Below are 14,476 nucleotides of genomic sequence, written 5' to 3'. Positions count from 1 at the left end.
CATGCAGGGTCAGCGCAGAAGTTCAGGGTCGGGTTCAGGGATGCCACCGACCGCGTCGGCGGGCGGCAGGTCGATGAGGAACCACGGCATCATCCACTGCGCGATCGGACCGATCAGCAGGGCGTAGGCCACCGTGCCGAGCCCGAGGGTCCCACCGAGCACCAGCCCGACCACCACGACGCTCACCTCGATGCCGGTGCGCACGAGCCGCAACGACAGGCCGGTACGCCGGGCCAGGCCGGTCATCAGCCCGTCCCGTGGGCCGCGGCCGAGCTGCGCCCCGATGTAGAGCGCGGTCGCCAGGCCGCACAGCACGATGCCGCCGACCATCAGCACGATCCGGGGCGCGAGCCCTGCGGGCGCGTCGAGCACCGCGAGCGTGGCGTCCGCGGACAGCCCCACGACGAAGGCGTTCGAGATCGTCCCCAGGCCGGGCTTCTCGCGCAGCGGGATCCAGAGCACGAGCACCACGAAGCTGAAGAGCACCACGGCCTGGCCCAGCGTGATCGGCACGTGCTGGATGAAGCCGGAGTGCAGCACGTCCCACGGGGCCAGCCCGATGTCGCCGAGCACCATGAGGGCGAGGCTGACGCCGTACAGCCACAGGCCGAGGTAGAGGTGCACGAGCCGCCGCGGGAGGCGGCCCGCGCGGAGCTGCGCGATCGGGCCTGCGTCGGTGAGCGAGGCGGCGAGCGGGACGGCGCTGGACATGCTCCCAGCCTGCCGCCGATTGGCCTGTTCTCAAATAGCCAATCGTGATCTACTGGACTGCATGGTGCAGTCCACTCCGGCGACGCTGTCCGCGCCCCGCCTCGCCACCCTGGTCGAGGGCTTCGACCGCTCCCCCGCCTACGTCGGCCTCGCCGACGCGCTGCGGGAGCTGATCGGCGACGGCCGGATCGCCTACGGCACCCGGCTGCCCAGCGAGCGCGACCTCACCGAGGCGCTCGGCGTCTCCCGCACCACCGTCACCCGCGCCTACGCCCGCCTGCGCGACTCCGCCTACGCCGAGGCACGGCAGGGCTCGGGCACCTTCACCCGGCTCCCGGGCGGACGCACCCGCGCGCTGGACCGGGCGCTGTGGCCCAGCGACGTCGGCAGCGGCGTGATCGACCTCGTCTGCGCGGCCGCGACGGCCCCGCCCGGGGTCGGCGGGCTGTACGCCGAGGCGGCGGCCGAGCTGCCGGCGCACCTGGGCGGCCACGGCTACTTCCCGGCCGGCATGCCCGCCCTCCAGACCGCGATCGCCGCGACCTACGACGCCCGCGGCCTGCCGACCGACCCCGACCAGGTGATCGTCACGCCCGGGGCACTGGCCGCCACGGCCGTGATCGGCACGGCGCTGGCCGGCCCGCGCGACCGCGTCCTGATCGAGTCGCCGACCTACCCCAACGCGGTGCAGGCGCTGCGCAGCGGCGGCGGTCGGCTGGCCACGATCGCGCTCGACCCGTCCGGCTGGGACCTGGAGGCGATCGGCGCCGCCGTGGCGCGGCACCGGCCACGCCTGGTGCACGTGATGCCGGACTTCCACAACCCGACGGGCCTGGTCATGTCCGAGGCCGACCGGTCCGCCTACGCGCGGCTGCTGGCCGAGCACGACGCGACGGCCGTCGTCGACGAGGCCCACCACCTGCTCCGGCTGGACGGGGACCCTGCTGCGGAGGCGCGACGCCCCTTCGCGTCGTACAGCGCGGACGCGATCTGCGTCGGCAGCGCCAGCAAGAGCGTGTGGGGCGGCCTGCGGCTCGGCTGGATCCGCGCGCCGCACGTCCTCGTCGACCGGCTGACCCGGGCCCGCGTCGGGCTCGACCTCGGTGCGCCGGTGCTCGAGCAGCTCGTCCTCGCCCGACTGCTGGCCGGCCCCGTCGACGACGTGCTCGCGACCCAGCGCGCCCGCCTGCGCGAGCAGCGCGACGCCCTCGTCGGCGCGCTGCGCGAGCGGCTGCCGGACTGGTCCTTCACCGTGCCCGCGGGCGGGATGGCGCTGTGGTGCCACCTGCCCGTGCCGGGCGCGACCGCGCTGTCGACCGAGGCCGAGCGGCACGGGGTGCTGCTCGCCCCCGGCCCGTCGTTCGCCCCCGAGGGCGGGCTGGACCGCTACGTGCGACTCCCCTACGCCGCCGCGACGTCCGAGCTGGTCGAGGCGGTCGACCGGATCGCCGCCGCGTGGGCCGTGGTCAACTCCGGCCGCGGCGGCTCCCCCGCCCCCACCTCCGGCTCCGACCCCGTCCTCGTCGCCTGACCCGTCGAGACGTCACCTGTGGCCCGTCGAGGCGTCACCTGTGGCCCGTCGAGGCGTCACCTGTGGCCCGTCGAGGCGTCACTCGTGACACGTTGAGTGGTCACTTCCGGCCGGTTGAGTGGTCAGTTCCGGCTGCGGTGACCACTCAACCGGCGCTTTGTGACGCCTCAACGCGCCACAAGTGACCACTCGACATGCCGTTTCTGACGCTTCGACCCGCCGGAAGTGACGTCTCGACGTGATGGAGGGGAGGCGTCAGACGATGTCGACGGCGTGGATCGAGGTGGCCTCGATCGCGGTCTCGATGTCGGCGAGGGTCTCGGCCGGGATGGCGGAGTCCACGGAGAGGGCGACCAGCGCCTCGCCGCCCTTGGTCTCGCGGGACACCTGCATGCCGGCGATGTTCACGTTGGCCTGGCCGAGGATCTGGCCGACGGTGCCGACCATGCCCGGCCGGTCGACGTAGGTGAAGAACGCGAGGTGGTCGGTCGGCTCGATGTCGATGGCGTAGCCGTTGACCTCGACCAGGCGCTCGCGCTGGTGGATGCCGACCAGGGTGCCGCTGACCGAGACCTGGGTGCCGTCGGCGAGGGTGCCGCGCAGCGTGATCAGGTTGCGGTGGTCGGGGCTGTCGATCTCGGTGACGAGGCGTACGGCGACGCCGCGCTCGGCCGACAGCAGCGGAGCGTTGACGTAGGAGACCTGGTCCTCGACGACGCTGCTGAAGACGCCCTTGAGGGCGGCGAGCTCGAGCACCTTGACGTCGTGCTCGGCGATCTCGCCGCGGACCTCGACGTCGAGGCTCTGCGCGACCTCGCCGGCGACGCCGGTGAAGATCTGGCCGAGCTTCTCGGTGAGCGGGATGCCCGGGCGCACGTCCTCGGCGATGACGCCGCCCTGGACGTTGACCGCGTCCGGCACGAGCTCTCCGGACAGGGCGAGGCGGACCGACTTCGCGACCGCGATGCCGGCCTTCTCCTGCGCCTCGTCGGTGGACGCGCCCAGGTGCGGCGTGGCGACGACGTTCTCGAGCTCGAAGAGCGGGCTGTCGGTGCACGGCTCCTGCGCGAACACGTCGAGGCCGGCGGCACCGACGCGGCCGGTCTTGAGGGCGTCGTAGAGCGCCTCCTCGTCGACGATGCCGCCACGGGCAGCGTTGACCAGCACCAGGGACGGTTTGGCCTTCGCGAGCTGCTCGGCCCCGATCAGGCCGACCGTCTCGGCCGTCTTCGGCAGGTGCACCGACATGAAGTCGGACTCGGCCATGAGCGTGTCGAGGTCGACCAGGCGCACGCCCATCTGGGCCGCGCGGCCGGGCTGGACGTAGGGGTCGTAGGCGATGACGGACATGCCGAACGCGGCCAGGCGCTGGGCGACGAGGACGCCGATGCGACCGAGGCCGACGATGCCGACGGTCTTCTCGAACAGCTCGATGCCGGTGTACCTCGAGCGCTTCCACTCCCCGTTGCGCAGCGCGGCGTGCGCCGGGGAGACGTGGCGGGCCGCGGCGAGCATGAGGGCCACGGCGAGCTCGGCGGCCGAGACGATGTTGGAGGTCGGTGCGTTCACGACCATGACGCCGGACTGGGTGGCGGCCCGCACGTCCACGTTGTCCAGGCCGACCCCGGCCCGGGCGACGACCTTGAGCCGGGTGGCTGCGGCCAGCGCCTCGGCGTCGACCTTGGTCGCCGAGCGCACGAGGATCGCGTCGACGTCGACGATCGCCGCCAGCAGCTCTGCACGGTCCGCGCCGTTGCAGGTGCGGATCTCGAAGTCCGGGCCCAGTGCCTCGACGGTCGCGGGGCTGAGCTCTTCGGCGATGAGGACGACAGGGCGTGCAGTCACAGCGGGTCCTTGCGGTCGTGCGGGTGTAGACGTGCACGACGCTGTGCGCGCCCGCCACAGTACCGCTAGCCGGGGGTTGTTTCTAACTTGTGAACAAGGAGTGGTCGCCCTGTCGACCGGCCGGTCGGCAGGCCCACTAGGGTCGGGCGCACACCGGAACCTCACGGCCGAAGGAGTCAGTCATGCGGGTGTTCACGACGTTCGAGGAGGTCGCTGCCGCGGCCGGCACCGACCTCGGCACGACCGACTGGGTGACCATCGACCAGCGACGGGTGAACCAGTTCGCCGACGCGACCGGCGACCACCAGTGGATCCACGTCGACCTGGAGCGCGCCAAGGAGGGCCCCTTCGGCGGCACCATCGCGCACGGCTACCTGACCCTCTCCCTCGTCCCGTGGCTCGGCAGCCAGGTCTTCACCCTGCAGACCCCGGGCGCGAAGCTCAACTACGGCGTCAACAAGGTCCGCTTCCCGAACCCGCTGCTGGTCGGCAAGCGGATCCGCCTACACGTGAAGATGCTCGAGGTCGCCGACATCCCCGCGGGCAAGCAGCTGACCTTCCAGCACACGATCGAGATCGAGGACGAGGCGAAGCCCGCCTGCGTCGCCGAGACGGTCGTCCTGCTCCTGCCCTGACCCTCCCGCCCGGACCGACCGGGGCTCAGCCCTCGCGGGAGAACCAGGCCTGCTCGAGGGCCTGGCTGAACAGCTCGGTGGGCTGGGCTCCGGAGATCCCGAACCGGCCGTCGAGCACGAAGAAGGGCACGCCGGTCGAGCCGTACGCGCGGGCCTGGTTCACGTCCGCCGTGACGTCGTCGCGGAACTCGTCGCTGGCCAGCACCTCCTCGACCCGTGCGCCGTCGAGGCCGGCCGCGGCCGCTGCCGCGCGCAGCACGTCGTGGTCGCCGAGCGTCTCCCCGCGCGTGAAGTACGCCGCCAGCAACTCCTCCACCATCGCGGCCTGCCTGCCCTCGGTGCGGGCGAGGTGGATCAGCCGGTGCGCGGTGAGCGTGCGCGCGTGCAGGGCGTCGGCGTGGGCCATCGTCAGGCCCTCGGCGGCGGCGACCTCGTCGGCGCGCGCCATCATCTCCCGGGTGGCCGCCTCGTCGGCGCCGAACTTGCGGCCGAGCACGGTCACCGTGGTCTCGGTGCCCACCTCCGGGGCGAACGGGTCGAGCTCGAAGGAGCGGTAGACGACCTCCACCTCGTCGCGGTGCTCGAACCCGGCGAGGGCCTTCTCCAGGCGCCGCTTGCCGATGTAGCACCACGGACACACGACGTCGGCCCAGATCTCGATGCGCATGCCGGGCCCAACCGCGGACCGCGCCGTTTGCTTCCCGTGGCTACTCGGCGTGGACGACCCGGTCGTCCCCGTCGCGGATCTCGTAGATGCCGCGGTCGTGGTCGACGAGGGCCTTCCAGCCGACCGGGACGGCCATCGCCGGGATCACCTCCGGGCGGGAGGCGAACACGTTGCCGGCGAACTTCATGCTGCCGGCGAGGTTCGTGCTGAGACGCTCGTCGAAGGGCTGTTCACCGAGGAACCAGGCGGCCTTGCCCGCCTCGTGCCGCAGCTCCGCGGGCTCGCGCCGGTCGAGCATCTGCCGGGTGACCCAGATCTTGGTGCGCCGGAAGTGGACGTCGACGTCCGCCTCGAAGCCGGCTGCGGCTGCCACAGCCCGCCAGGACTCCTCGACCCACAGCAGCTGCGACAGGTCGGTCACCCGCTTGGAGGCGATCTCCAGCACGGACCGCGAGTCCTGGGTCGTCGCTCGCAGCACGCCGTCGCGCTCCTCGAACCGGATCACGCCCCACGTCCGGGCGAGCTCGGTCCCCTCGGCGAGGTCGCCGAGCGCACCGACCTGCTCGACCACCATGTCGAGGGCGTCCACGAACCGGTCGTGGGCCGCGATGCTCGCGGTGGTCCCGCCGACCGTCACCTCGCGCTCGACCAGGTCCTCCCCGGGCAGCGGCGGGACGGCCCACTCCCGCAGGCTCACAGAGGCGCCTCGTTGAGCACGGCGCCGTCGCTGGTGCGCACGATCGCCTGGATCCGGTCACCGTCCACGACGACCTTGACCGTCGGCGGCAGCGCCATGGCGCGCGCCGCTGCCCGACGGAGCTGGAGGATCCGCCAGGCCGGCAGGCGCACCATCTCGTGCGCCTCGAGCTCTCCCTCCTTCACCGACGGGAAGGCATCGATGAACCACCCCGAGTCCCCGGGCGTGGTCGTCTCGATCCTGGAGAGCTGGAGCCGGTCGGCCTGCTCCCAGCCGATCGCGCAGATGACGTCGTCGTCCCAGGCGATGTCGCGCGGCTCCAGGCGTGCCGCCCTGGGCGCTGCCGTCAGGCTCACCGACATCCAGATGGCCAGGGTGATGTCGTCGGTCAGCTCGGAGCGCGGGTTGCCGGCGTAGTCCGGCGCCGTGACCACGAAGCCGTCGCCCTCCTCACGCAGCACGAGCGGCCCCCAGCCGGGCTGGAGCCCGTAGCCGTCGCGCCACTGCTCCGCGTGCTTCTCGAGCTCCGCGAGAAGCCCCTCGGCCAGGGTGGCGACCTCGGGGACGCAGCGCGTGCGCAGCTCCCGCCCGCCGCCCGCCGAACGCACCACCACGGTCTCAGGCATCCGTCAGCCCCCCGAGTGGGTCATGACGCACCGAGACTGACCAGCTCAGACGACCGATGCACGGTTGAGGTCCAGGATGTCCACCTGTTCCTCGGCCAGTCGGTCCTCGAGCGCGTCCACGCCCTCGGACCGGGCGAGCTCGAACTCCGCGTCGGAGATCGGGACCGCCTGGAGGAAGGCGACGGCCATGTCGTCGTCCTCCATGGTGGGGAAGGCGTCGTCGCCCCACAGGAACGGCGGCACGAACAGGACGTGCTTCATCGTGGCCTCGGGCTCGTAGAGCTCGACGACCCGCGGGTGGATGTTTCCGGGGCTGAGGCTGTACTCGCCCGTCGCGACGTTGAGGGCGCAGGTCGACATGACGTTCGCGAACGCCTCCACGCCGGATGCGCAGGCTCCCAGGATCTCCACCCGGATCGGCTTGCCGTCCGGGGTGGAGAGCTGGTTGTCGTACTGGCTGAGGTCCACGGTGCCGTAGGACGTCACGCCGGACTCAGGGCCGTCGACGCAGGAGAGCAGGTTGACCGCGTGGGTCTCCTCGTCGTTCCAGTACTGGAAGACCTTGGGCTTCCCCCCGAACGCCCGCGCCTCGTGCTGCGCGATGGTCTTGCCGTCGATCGCCATGCCGAGGACCCTACCCGCCGAAGCCGAACAGGTCGGACATGTCCTCACCGCGGTGGCTGCGGTTGCTGGAGGGCAGCTCCGGCCGGTAGTGGGACGGGTCGTTGTGCCAGTCGAGGAACTGCTTGCGCGTCCAGCCGTGGGCCTCCGCGTAGTCCGCCGCCTTGCGGAACTCCATCCCTGGCAGGTGGCCCATGTCCCACTTGTCGGTCTGCTTGATGATCTGACCGGTGACCGGGTCCTTCACGACGCCGTCGGGCCCCTTCGCGGCCTCCCACACCTTGTCGCGGACGCCCTTGCGGTAGCCCGAGGGCCGGCTGTACTTGCCGGCCTTGGGGATCCGCTCCCGTGGGGTGGGCGCTCCAGCACCTGCGCCGCGGGCAGCGTCACGATCGGTGTCCAGACGCCGACTGCGATCCGTCTCGAGGTGGGTGCGGTGGTTGTCGGCGACGCCACGAAGACGTCGCGCCTGGTTCCCGAGCGAGTCTCCTGCGTCCCGCAGGGCCTTGACCACCGGCTTCATCCGGCCCATCAGGCGTCCCCTCCGAAGTCCAGGTTCCCCCAGTCGGCGACGAACTGGGACGTGATCGAGTCGAGGTCCGCTCCGGCCAGCTCGAGGTCCGAGGAGGCCTGCTCCAGGGCCTCGAGGTCGGCGAAGTACTCGTCGGTGTCGCCGACGACTCCCTCAACCATGGGGGCGTCGAGGACCGCGTCGATGACCGCCGGAAGTTGCTCCATGAGCGGCTCAGCCACCATCGGGATGACCTGCTCGAGCGCCTGCTCGATGGCGATGTTGACCAGCGCATCCATCAGCTTCTTCTTCGCGATGACGAGCAGGGCCGCGCCGCCGGCGCCGAAGGGGCCAGCGGCCAGCAACGGGATGAGCTGGGCGAGGGTGATGGTCAGCTCGGCAATGACCTTGACCTTGAGGCCGACGACCAGGTCTGCCGCGACCTCCATGCCCGTCGCGGCCGGGTCCATGAAGTCGAGGAGCTGCTGCAGGTTCTGCGAACGGTTGGTGTTCCAGGCGGCGACGTAGGCGGGACCGGACTTGCCTCGCATCGACGCGGCCAGGTCGCTGTTGACCTTCCGGTCGACGGCCTGGATACAGGCCTCGAGGTCGGACCCGAGCTGGCGGACGAGAGTCGCCCCTCGACGGACCTCGTCCTCGTCGACGTCCGGCCACTCGTACCCCAGCTTGTCCAGGATCCAGACCAGCTCGTCAGGCAACATCATGCCCACGTCCGACACCTCCTCCGCGGTTGTCGCGTCTTCCGGCGTACGGCAGCCTGTCCCGCCCCACCGGAACCAAACATGGTGCCGGTCGTCCGCCCCGGTCCGTTCTCCGGGGCCGACCCCGACTCCCCTCAGGGTCGGGTCAGGGACGGGTCCGGGGATCTGCCGGAAGCGGCGGGAGGCCACGGCGGGCGAGGCTCCTTCCCATGATCACCGTCGAGTCACTCACCAAGAGCTACGGCGGCTTCACCGCCGTCGACAACGTGTCGTTCACCGCGGCGCCGGGCCGGGTCACCGGGTTCCTCGGCCCGAACGGCGCCGGCAAGTCCACGACCATGCGCGTCATGGTCGGGCTGACCGACCCGGGCAGCGGCGAGGTCCGCGTCCTGGGCCGCCGGTTCCGGGACCTGCCGGACCCGGGCCGCGAGGTCGGCGTCCTGCTGGACGCCTCCGCCCAGCACGCCGGGCGCACCGGCCGCGAGGTCCTCACCATCGCCGCCCTGACCATGGGCCTTCCCCGCACCCGCGTCGACGAGATGCTCGAGCGGGTCAGCCTCACCCCCGACGAGGCCAGCCGCCGGGTGCGCAACTACTCCCTCGGCATGCGGCAGCGCCTCGGCATCGCGACGGCGCTCATGGGCGACCCGGAGGTGCTCATCCTCGACGAGCCCGCCAACGGCCTCGACCCGGCCGGCATCCGCTGGATGCGGGACCTGCTCCGCGGGTTCGCCGACGAGGGCGGCACCGTGCTGCTGTCGTCGCACCTGCTGCACGAGATCGAGGTCATCGCCGACGACATCGTCGTCATCGGCAACGGCCGGATCGTCGCCCAGGGCACCAAGGACGAGCTGCTGGCCGGTGCGGGCACGCTCGTGCGGGCCGCCGACGGCGCCGCGCTGGCGACGGCCCTGCAGGCCGCCGGGATCGCCGCCCGCCCGACCTCCGGCGGCGCGGTGCTCGCGGAGGCCGACCTCTCGCGGGTCGGGCGGGCTGCGTTCACCGCCGGCATCGCCGTCACCGAGCTCCGGGCCGCCGACGGCGCAGGCCTGGAGGAGATGTTCCTCGCGCTGACCGCCGAGACCCAGCGCGACGCCACCGACCACACCTCGACCACCGAAGGAGCTGCGGCATGACCGCCACCCTCGAGCCCACCCCGGCAGCGGCCCCCATGGCCGCCGCCCGCCCGGCGCGCACCGCGCCGGCGCCCACCCCGTTCCGCCGCGTGCTGCACGTCGAGCTGCGCAAGATGTTCGACACCCGCTCCGGGTTCTGGCTGATGGCCAGCATCGTGATCGCCTCGGTGGTCGCGACGACGCTGACCGTCCTGCTCGGCGACCGCGACTCGCTCACCTTCGAGTCGTTCGCGTCCGCCGTCGGCAGCCCGATGTCGGTCGTGCTGCCCATGATCGGCGTGCTCGCCGTGACCAGCGAGTGGAGCCAGCGCACGGCGCTGACCACCTTCACCCTGGTGCCGAGCCGACCCCGGGTGCTCGCGGCCAAGCTGCTCGACGTGCTCGCCGTGGGCGCCGTGGCCATGCTCGTCGCCCTGGGGGTCGGCGCGCTCGGCAACATCGTGGCCTCGGCGATCACCGGCAACGACGCGTTGTGGGACATCGCGGCCTCGACCTTCGCCCAGATCGTGCTCGCCAACGAGCTCGGCATGCTCGTGGGCGTCGTGCTGGGGCTGCTGTTCCGCAACTCCCCCGCCGCCATCGTCGGCTACTTCGTGTTCGCCCTCGTGCTGCCCGGCCTGTCCAGCGCCCTCGCCGTCGCCCAGGACTGGTGGGCCGACAACGGCGGCTGGTTCGACCTCAACCAGACCCGCTTCCTCCTCTTCGACTCGACGCTGACCGGCGAGGAGTGGGCCCAGCTCGGCGTCGCGTCCCTCGCCTGGGTCGTCCTGCCGATGCTCCTCGGCCTCCGGCTGGTGCTGCGCTCCGAGGTGAAGTGAGCCGAGCGGCGTGACCCGGGGCCACCAGGGTGCGAGGATCCGAGGCATGGACCTCACCTCGACCTGGTGGTTCTGGGCGTTGTTGTCCGCGGTGTTCGCGGCCCTGACGGCGATCTTCGCCAAGGTCGGCGTGAAGGAGATCGACTCCGACGTGGCGACCTTCGTGCGGACGATCGTCATCCTGGTGACCCTCGGGCTGATCCTGGTGGCGCTCGGCAAGCTCCACTCCCCCGGCGACGTCAGCGGCCGCACGTGGTTCTTCCTCGTGCTGTCGGGCCTCGCGACCGGGGCGTCGTGGATCTGCTACTTCCGCGCCCTCAAGGTCGGTGACGCGTCACTGGTCGCTCCGGTGGACAAGCTGAGCGTCGTGCTGGTCGCGGTCTTCGGCGTCACCCTGCTCGGCGAGCGGCTGTCGCTGCTGCAGTGGGCCGGGGTCGGCCTGGTCGGCGCCGGTGCGGTGCTGCTGGTCGTCAGCGGCTGAGGTGCCGGGGCGGCGCACCCGGGCCGGGACGCGCGAACGCCCCCGGGGCCACGTGGGTCCCGGGGGCGTTCGACGCTGGTGCTGCTGAGGGCCGCTGGTCAGCGGGCGGCCGAGCCCTCGGTGTAGTCGTCGTCGGTCTGCTTCCACGAGAAGTGGGCGCGCAGCGCCTTGCCGGTCGCCTCGATCGGGTGGGCGGCCTCCTCCTCGCGGAGCTTGAGGAACTCGGCGCCACCGTTGTCCTGGTCGCCGATGAAGCGCTCGGCGAAGGCACCGCTCTGGATGTCGGCGAGGACCGCCTTCATCGAGTCCTTGACGGCCGGGGTCACGACGCGCGGGCCGGAGACGTAGTCGCCGTACTCGGCGGTGTCGGAGACCGACCAGCGCTGCTTGGCGATGCCGCCCTCCCACATGAGGTCGACGATGAGCTTCAGCTCGTGGAGCACCTCGAAGTAGGCGATCTCCGGCTGGTAGCCGGCCTCGGTCAGGACCTCGAAGCCGGCCTGGACCAGGTGCGAGACGCCACCGCAGAGGACGGCCTGCTCACCGAACAGGTCGGTCTCGGTCTCCTCGGTGAAGGTGGTCTTGATGACGCCGGCGCGGGTGCCGCCGATGGCCTTCGCGTAGGACTTGGCGAGGTCCCACGCGCTGCCGGAGGCGTCCTGCTCGACGGCGATGATGTCCGGGATACCGCGGCCGGCGACGTACTCGCGGCGCACCGTGTGGCCCGGCGCCTTCGGGGCGACCATGATGACGTCGACACCCTCGGGAGCCTTGATGTAGCCGAAGCGGATGTTGAAGCCGTGGCCGAAGACCAGGGTGTCGCCGGCGGTCAGCGCGGGGGCGATGTCCTCGGCGTAGAGCTTCCGCTGGTGCTGGTCGGGGGCGAGGATGACGATGACGTCGGCCTCCTCCGCCGCCTCGCGCGGGGTGAGCACGCGCAGGCCCTGCTCCTCCGCCTTCGGGCGGCTCTTCGAGCCCTCCTTCAGGCCGACCCGCACGTCGACGCCCGAGTCGCGCAGGTTGAGCGCGTGCGCGTGGCCCTGGCTGCCGTAACCGATGACCGCGACGTGCTTGCCCTGGATGAGGGACAGGTCGGCGTCGTCGTCGTAGAAAATCTCAGCCACTGGGGCTTCTCCTTGCTGGGTTGGGGTTGGGAAATCAGGCGTTCGCGGCCGGCGGGACCGGGACGGCGACGGGCTTGCTGCGCTCGGAGATCGAGCGCGACCCGCGGCCGATGGCCACCATGCCGGACTGGACGAGCTCGCGGATGCCGAAGGGCTCGAGCACGCGCAGGAAGTCGGCGATCTTGTCGGCGTTGCCGACCACCTGCATGGTGATCGCGTCGGAGGCCACGTCGATGACCTTGGCGCGGAAGAGCTGGACGACGTCGAGCACCTGGCTGCGGTTCTCCGCCGTGGCGCCGACCTTGACCAGGACGAGCTCGCGGTTGACCGACGCGGCCGGGTCGAGCTCGACGATCTTGATGACCTCGACCAGCTTGTTGAGCTGCTTGGTGACCTGCTCGAGCGGCGAGGACTCCACGTTGACCACGATCGTCATCCGCGAGATCTCGGGGTGCTCGGTCGGACCGACTGCCAGCGAGGTGATGTTGAACCCGCGGCGGCTGAACAGCGCCGAGATCCGGGCCAGGACGCCGGGCTTGTCCTCGACCAGGACGGACAGGGTGTGCTGGGCCATCAGAGATCGTCCTCGTCGAACTGGGGCGCGAGGTCGCGCGCGTACTTGATGTCGTCGTTGCTGGTGCCGGCCGCGACCATCGGCCACACCATCGCGTCGCGGTGGACGCGGAAGTCGACCACGACGGGGACGTCGTTGATCTCCATCGCCTTGGCGATCGTCGCGTCGACGTCGTCGGGCGACTCGCAGGCGAGGCCGACGCAGCCGTAGGCCTCGGCGAGCTTCACGAAGTCGGGGATCCGCTTCGACTGCAGGTCGGTGTTGGAGTAGCGAGAGTTGTAGAACAGCGTCTGCCACTGCCGGACCATGCCGAGCGACTCGTTGTTGATGACCGCGACCTTGATCGGGATGTTGTTGATCGCGCAGGTGGCGAGCTCCTGGTTGGTCATCTGGAAGCAGCCGTCGCCGTCGACCGCCCACACGGTCTGGTCGGGCATCGCCACCTTGGCGCCCATCGCGCCGGGGACCGCGAAGCCCATGGTGCCGAGGCCGCCGGAGTTGATCCACGTGTTGGGGCGCTCGTAGCCGACGAACTGGGCCGCCCACATCTGGTGCTGGCCGACACCGGCGGTGTAGATCGAGTCCGGGCCGGAGATGGCGCCGAGCCGCTCGATGACGTACTGCGGCGCGAGGCCGTTGTCGGCGGGCTTGTCGTAGCCGAGCGGGTACTTCTTCTTCACCCCGGCGCAGAACGCGACCCAGCCCTCGTAGTCGCCGGTCCGGCCGGCCTCGGACTCGGTGCGCAGCGCGGTGACCAGGTCGAGCAGGACCTCGCGCACGTCGCCCACGATCGGGACGTCGGCGAAGCGGTTCTTGCCGATCTCCGCCGGGTCGATGTCGGCGTGGATGACCTTCGCGCCGGGCGCGAACGAGTCGAGGTTGCCGGTGACGCGGTCGTCGAAGCGGGCGCCGAGGCTGATGATCAGGTCGCTCTTCTGCAGCGCGGCCACCGCGGCGACGGTGCCGTGCATGCCCGGCATGCCGAGGTGCTGCGGGTGGCTGTCCGGGAACGCGCCGCGCGCCATCAGCGTGGTGACCACCGGGATGCCGGTGAGCTCGGCGAGGGTCGCCAGCTCCTTCGCAGCGCCGGAGCGGATGGTGCCGCCGCCGACGTAGAGGACCGGCTTGCGGGACTCGAGGATCAGCCGGGTCGCCTCGCGGATCTGCTTGGCGTGCGGCCGGGTGACCGGGCGGTAGCCGGGCAGGCTGATCTCGTGGGGCCAGGCGAAGCCGGTCTGCGCCTGCAGCGCCGACTTGGTGACGTCGACGAGCACCGGGCCGGGGCGGCCGGTGGAGGCGATGTGGAACGCCTCGGCGATCTTCGTCGGGATCTCGGCGGGGTCGGTGACCAGGAAGTTGTGCTTGGTGATCGGCATCGTGATGCCGCGGATGTCCGCCTCCTGGAAGGCGTCCGTGCCGATCATCGACGCGCCGACCTGGCCGGTGATCGCGACCATCGGCACCGAGTCCATGTGGGCGTCGGCGAGCGGGGTGACCAGGTTGGTCGCGCCCGGGCCGGACGTCGCCATGCACACGCCCACGCGGCCCGACGCCGAGGCGTAGCCCTGCGCAGCGTGGCCGGCGCCCTGCTCGTGACGCACGAGGATGTGGCGGATGCTGCTGTCCATCAGCGGGTCGTACGCCGGGAGGATCGCGCCACCCGGGATGCCGAAGATGTCGGTGACGCCCGCTGCCTCCAGCGAGCGGACCAGGCTCTGTGCGCCGGTGATCGTGTCGCCCGAGCCCTGCTGCTCAGTCATCCGTGTTTCCTGTCTGT

General features: G+C 71.4%; 16 protein-coding genes. 5 read left to right on the top strand and 11 right to left on the bottom strand.

Annotated elements, in window-relative coordinates; translation table 11 throughout:
* Positions 1–9: 9 nt before the first annotated feature.
* Positions 10–711, bottom strand: a complete 702-nt coding sequence (gene yczE, locus NOCJ54_RS23505; RefSeq protein ID WP_036516614.1) for a membrane protein YczE — start codon at positions 709–711, stop codon at positions 10–12.
* 61 nt (positions 712–772) lie between these two features.
* On the opposite strand from yczE, the gene yczR reads away from it, so the two are divergent.
* A complete protein-coding gene (gene yczR, locus NOCJ54_RS23500; RefSeq protein WP_051485398.1) occupies positions 773–2,242 on the top strand; it encodes a MocR-like transcription factor YczR in 1,470 nt (489 codons plus the stop codon).
* Positions 2,243–2,497: 255 nt separating this feature from the next.
* Here the strand turns inward: yczR and serA are convergent, their stop codons facing one another.
* Positions 2,498–4,087, bottom strand: coding sequence for a phosphoglycerate dehydrogenase (gene serA, locus NOCJ54_RS0102695; protein WP_028654240.1), 1,590 nt, complete (start codon positions 4,085–4,087; stop codon positions 2,498–2,500).
* A gap of 182 nt (positions 4,088–4,269) precedes the next feature.
* Here serA and NOCJ54_RS0102690 point away from each other — a divergent pair, with 182 nt between their 5' ends.
* Entirely contained in the window at positions 4,270–4,722 is a 453-nt protein-coding gene (locus tag NOCJ54_RS0102690) for a MaoC family dehydratase (protein ID WP_028654239.1), read from the top strand.
* Positions 4,723–4,747: 25 nt separating this feature from the next.
* On the opposite strand, the gene NOCJ54_RS23495 is transcribed toward NOCJ54_RS0102690, so the two are convergent.
* From NOCJ54_RS23495 to NOCJ54_RS0102660, 6 genes are read right to left on the bottom strand one after another with little or no spacing between them, the layout of a single operon-like run.
* Positions 4,748–5,389 carry a DsbA family oxidoreductase gene (locus tag NOCJ54_RS23495; RefSeq protein WP_036516613.1) on the bottom strand — a complete coding sequence of 214 codons (642 nt, stop codon included), beginning with the start codon at positions 5,387–5,389 and terminating at the stop codon, positions 4,748–4,750.
* Positions 5,390–5,429: 40 nt separating this feature from the next.
* On the bottom strand, positions 5,430–6,086 hold the full coding sequence (locus tag NOCJ54_RS0102680; RefSeq protein ID WP_028654238.1) for a hypothetical protein: 657 nt from the start codon (positions 6,084–6,086) through the stop codon (positions 5,430–5,432).
* On the bottom strand, positions 6,083–6,712 hold the full coding sequence (locus NOCJ54_RS0102675) for an immunity protein Imm33 domain-containing protein (RefSeq protein ID WP_028654237.1): 630 nt from the start codon (positions 6,710–6,712) through the stop codon (positions 6,083–6,085). Before NOCJ54_RS0102675 ends, NOCJ54_RS0102680 begins: the two co-directional genes overlap by 4 nt.
* A gap of 45 nt (positions 6,713–6,757) precedes the next feature.
* Entirely contained in the window at positions 6,758–7,336 is a 579-nt protein-coding gene (locus NOCJ54_RS0102670; RefSeq protein ID WP_028654236.1) for a suppressor of fused domain protein, read from the bottom strand.
* A gap of 10 nt (positions 7,337–7,346) precedes the next feature.
* Positions 7,347–7,865, bottom strand: coding sequence for an HNH/ENDO VII family nuclease (locus tag NOCJ54_RS28840; RefSeq protein ID WP_084254879.1), 519 nt, complete (start codon positions 7,863–7,865; stop codon positions 7,347–7,349).
* Positions 7,865–8,569, bottom strand: coding sequence for a WXG100-like domain-containing protein (locus NOCJ54_RS0102660; protein ID WP_028654234.1), 705 nt, complete (start codon positions 8,567–8,569; stop codon positions 7,865–7,867). Before NOCJ54_RS0102660 ends, NOCJ54_RS28840 begins: the two co-directional genes overlap by 1 nt.
* A 206-nt stretch (positions 8,570–8,775) precedes the next feature.
* Between NOCJ54_RS0102660 and NOCJ54_RS0102655 the strand changes: the two genes are divergently transcribed.
* Genes NOCJ54_RS0102655 through NOCJ54_RS0102645 form a run of 3 tightly spaced genes read left to right on the top strand, consistent with a single transcriptional unit; the run spans position 8,776 to position 11,001 of the window.
* Positions 8,776–9,702: an ABC transporter ATP-binding protein gene (locus NOCJ54_RS0102655; protein ID WP_028654233.1), complete on the top strand. Its 927-nt coding sequence runs from the start codon at positions 8,776–8,778 to the stop codon at positions 9,700–9,702.
* The gene (locus NOCJ54_RS0102650; RefSeq protein ID WP_028654232.1) at positions 9,699–10,520 is read left to right on the top strand and encodes an ABC transporter permease subunit; all 822 of its coding nucleotides are present in this window, start codon (positions 9,699–9,701) and stop codon (positions 10,518–10,520) included. The genes NOCJ54_RS0102655 and NOCJ54_RS0102650 overlap by 4 nt, the downstream gene beginning before the upstream one ends.
* Before the next feature lie 46 nt (positions 10,521–10,566).
* Positions 10,567–11,001, top strand: a complete 435-nt coding sequence (locus NOCJ54_RS0102645; protein WP_028654231.1) for an EamA family transporter — start codon at positions 10,567–10,569, stop codon at positions 10,999–11,001.
* A gap of 98 nt (positions 11,002–11,099) precedes the next feature.
* On the opposite strand, the gene ilvC is transcribed toward NOCJ54_RS0102645, so the two are convergent.
* The 3 genes from ilvC to NOCJ54_RS0102630 are packed head-to-tail and all read right to left on the bottom strand — an operon-like array spanning position 11,100 to position 14,459.
* Positions 11,100–12,125, bottom strand: a complete 1,026-nt coding sequence (gene ilvC, locus NOCJ54_RS0102640) for a ketol-acid reductoisomerase (RefSeq protein ID WP_028654230.1) — start codon at positions 12,123–12,125, stop codon at positions 11,100–11,102.
* A 34-nt stretch (positions 12,126–12,159) separates the two neighbouring features.
* Positions 12,160–12,699 carry an acetolactate synthase small subunit gene (ilvN, locus tag NOCJ54_RS0102635; RefSeq protein WP_036516611.1) on the bottom strand — a complete coding sequence of 180 codons (540 nt, stop codon included), beginning with the start codon at positions 12,697–12,699 and terminating at the stop codon, positions 12,160–12,162.
* Positions 12,699–14,459 (bottom strand): acetolactate synthase large subunit, encoded by a 1,761-nt coding sequence (locus tag NOCJ54_RS0102630; RefSeq protein ID WP_028654228.1) that lies wholly within the window; start codon positions 14,457–14,459, stop codon positions 12,699–12,701. The genes ilvN and NOCJ54_RS0102630 overlap by 1 nt, the downstream gene beginning before the upstream one ends.
* Between the last annotated feature and the right edge of the window lie 17 nt (positions 14,460–14,476).

It is taken from the genome of Nocardioides sp. J54, from assembly GCF_000519005.1.
Lineage (GTDB): Bacteria > Actinomycetota > Actinomycetes > Propionibacteriales > Nocardioidaceae > Nocardioides.
This window is presented reverse-complemented; position numbering and strand designations above follow the sequence as displayed.

Coding starts and splice junctions, on each gene's coding strand:
- NOCJ54_RS23495 (WP_036516613.1), bottom strand. CDS start 5,389: ATGCGCATCGAGATCTGGGCCGACGTCGTGTGTCCGTGGTGCTACATC.
- NOCJ54_RS0102675 (WP_028654237.1), bottom strand. CDS start 6,712: ATGCCTGAGACCGTGGTGGTGCGTTCGGCGGGCGGCGGGCGGGAGCTG.
- ilvN (WP_036516611.1), bottom strand. CDS start 12,699: ATGGCCCAGCACACCCTGTCCGTCCTGGTCGAGGACAAGCCCGGCGTC.
- NOCJ54_RS0102670 (WP_028654236.1), bottom strand. CDS start 7,336: ATGGCGATCGACGGCAAGACCATCGCGCAGCACGAGGCGCGGGCGTTC.
- NOCJ54_RS0102630 (WP_028654228.1), bottom strand. CDS start 14,459: ATGACTGAGCAGCAGGGCTCGGGCGACACGATCACCGGCGCACAGAGC.
- yczE (WP_036516614.1), bottom strand. CDS start 711: ATGTCCAGCGCCGTCCCGCTCGCCGCCTCGCTCACCGACGCAGGCCCG.
- yczR (WP_051485398.1), top strand. CDS start 773: ATGGTGCAGTCCACTCCGGCGACGCTGTCCGCGCCCCGCCTCGCCACC.
- NOCJ54_RS0102660 (WP_028654234.1), bottom strand. CDS start 8,569: ATGATGTTGCCTGACGAGCTGGTCTGGATCCTGGACAAGCTGGGGTAC.
- NOCJ54_RS0102645 (WP_028654231.1), top strand. CDS start 10,567: ATGGACCTCACCTCGACCTGGTGGTTCTGGGCGTTGTTGTCCGCGGTG.
- NOCJ54_RS28840 (WP_084254879.1), bottom strand. CDS start 7,865: ATGGGCCGGATGAAGCCGGTGGTCAAGGCCCTGCGGGACGCAGGAGAC.
- NOCJ54_RS0102690 (WP_028654239.1), top strand. CDS start 4,270: ATGCGGGTGTTCACGACGTTCGAGGAGGTCGCTGCCGCGGCCGGCACC.
- NOCJ54_RS0102655 (WP_028654233.1), top strand. CDS start 8,776: ATGATCACCGTCGAGTCACTCACCAAGAGCTACGGCGGCTTCACCGCC.
- NOCJ54_RS0102650 (WP_028654232.1), top strand. CDS start 9,699: ATGACCGCCACCCTCGAGCCCACCCCGGCAGCGGCCCCCATGGCCGCC.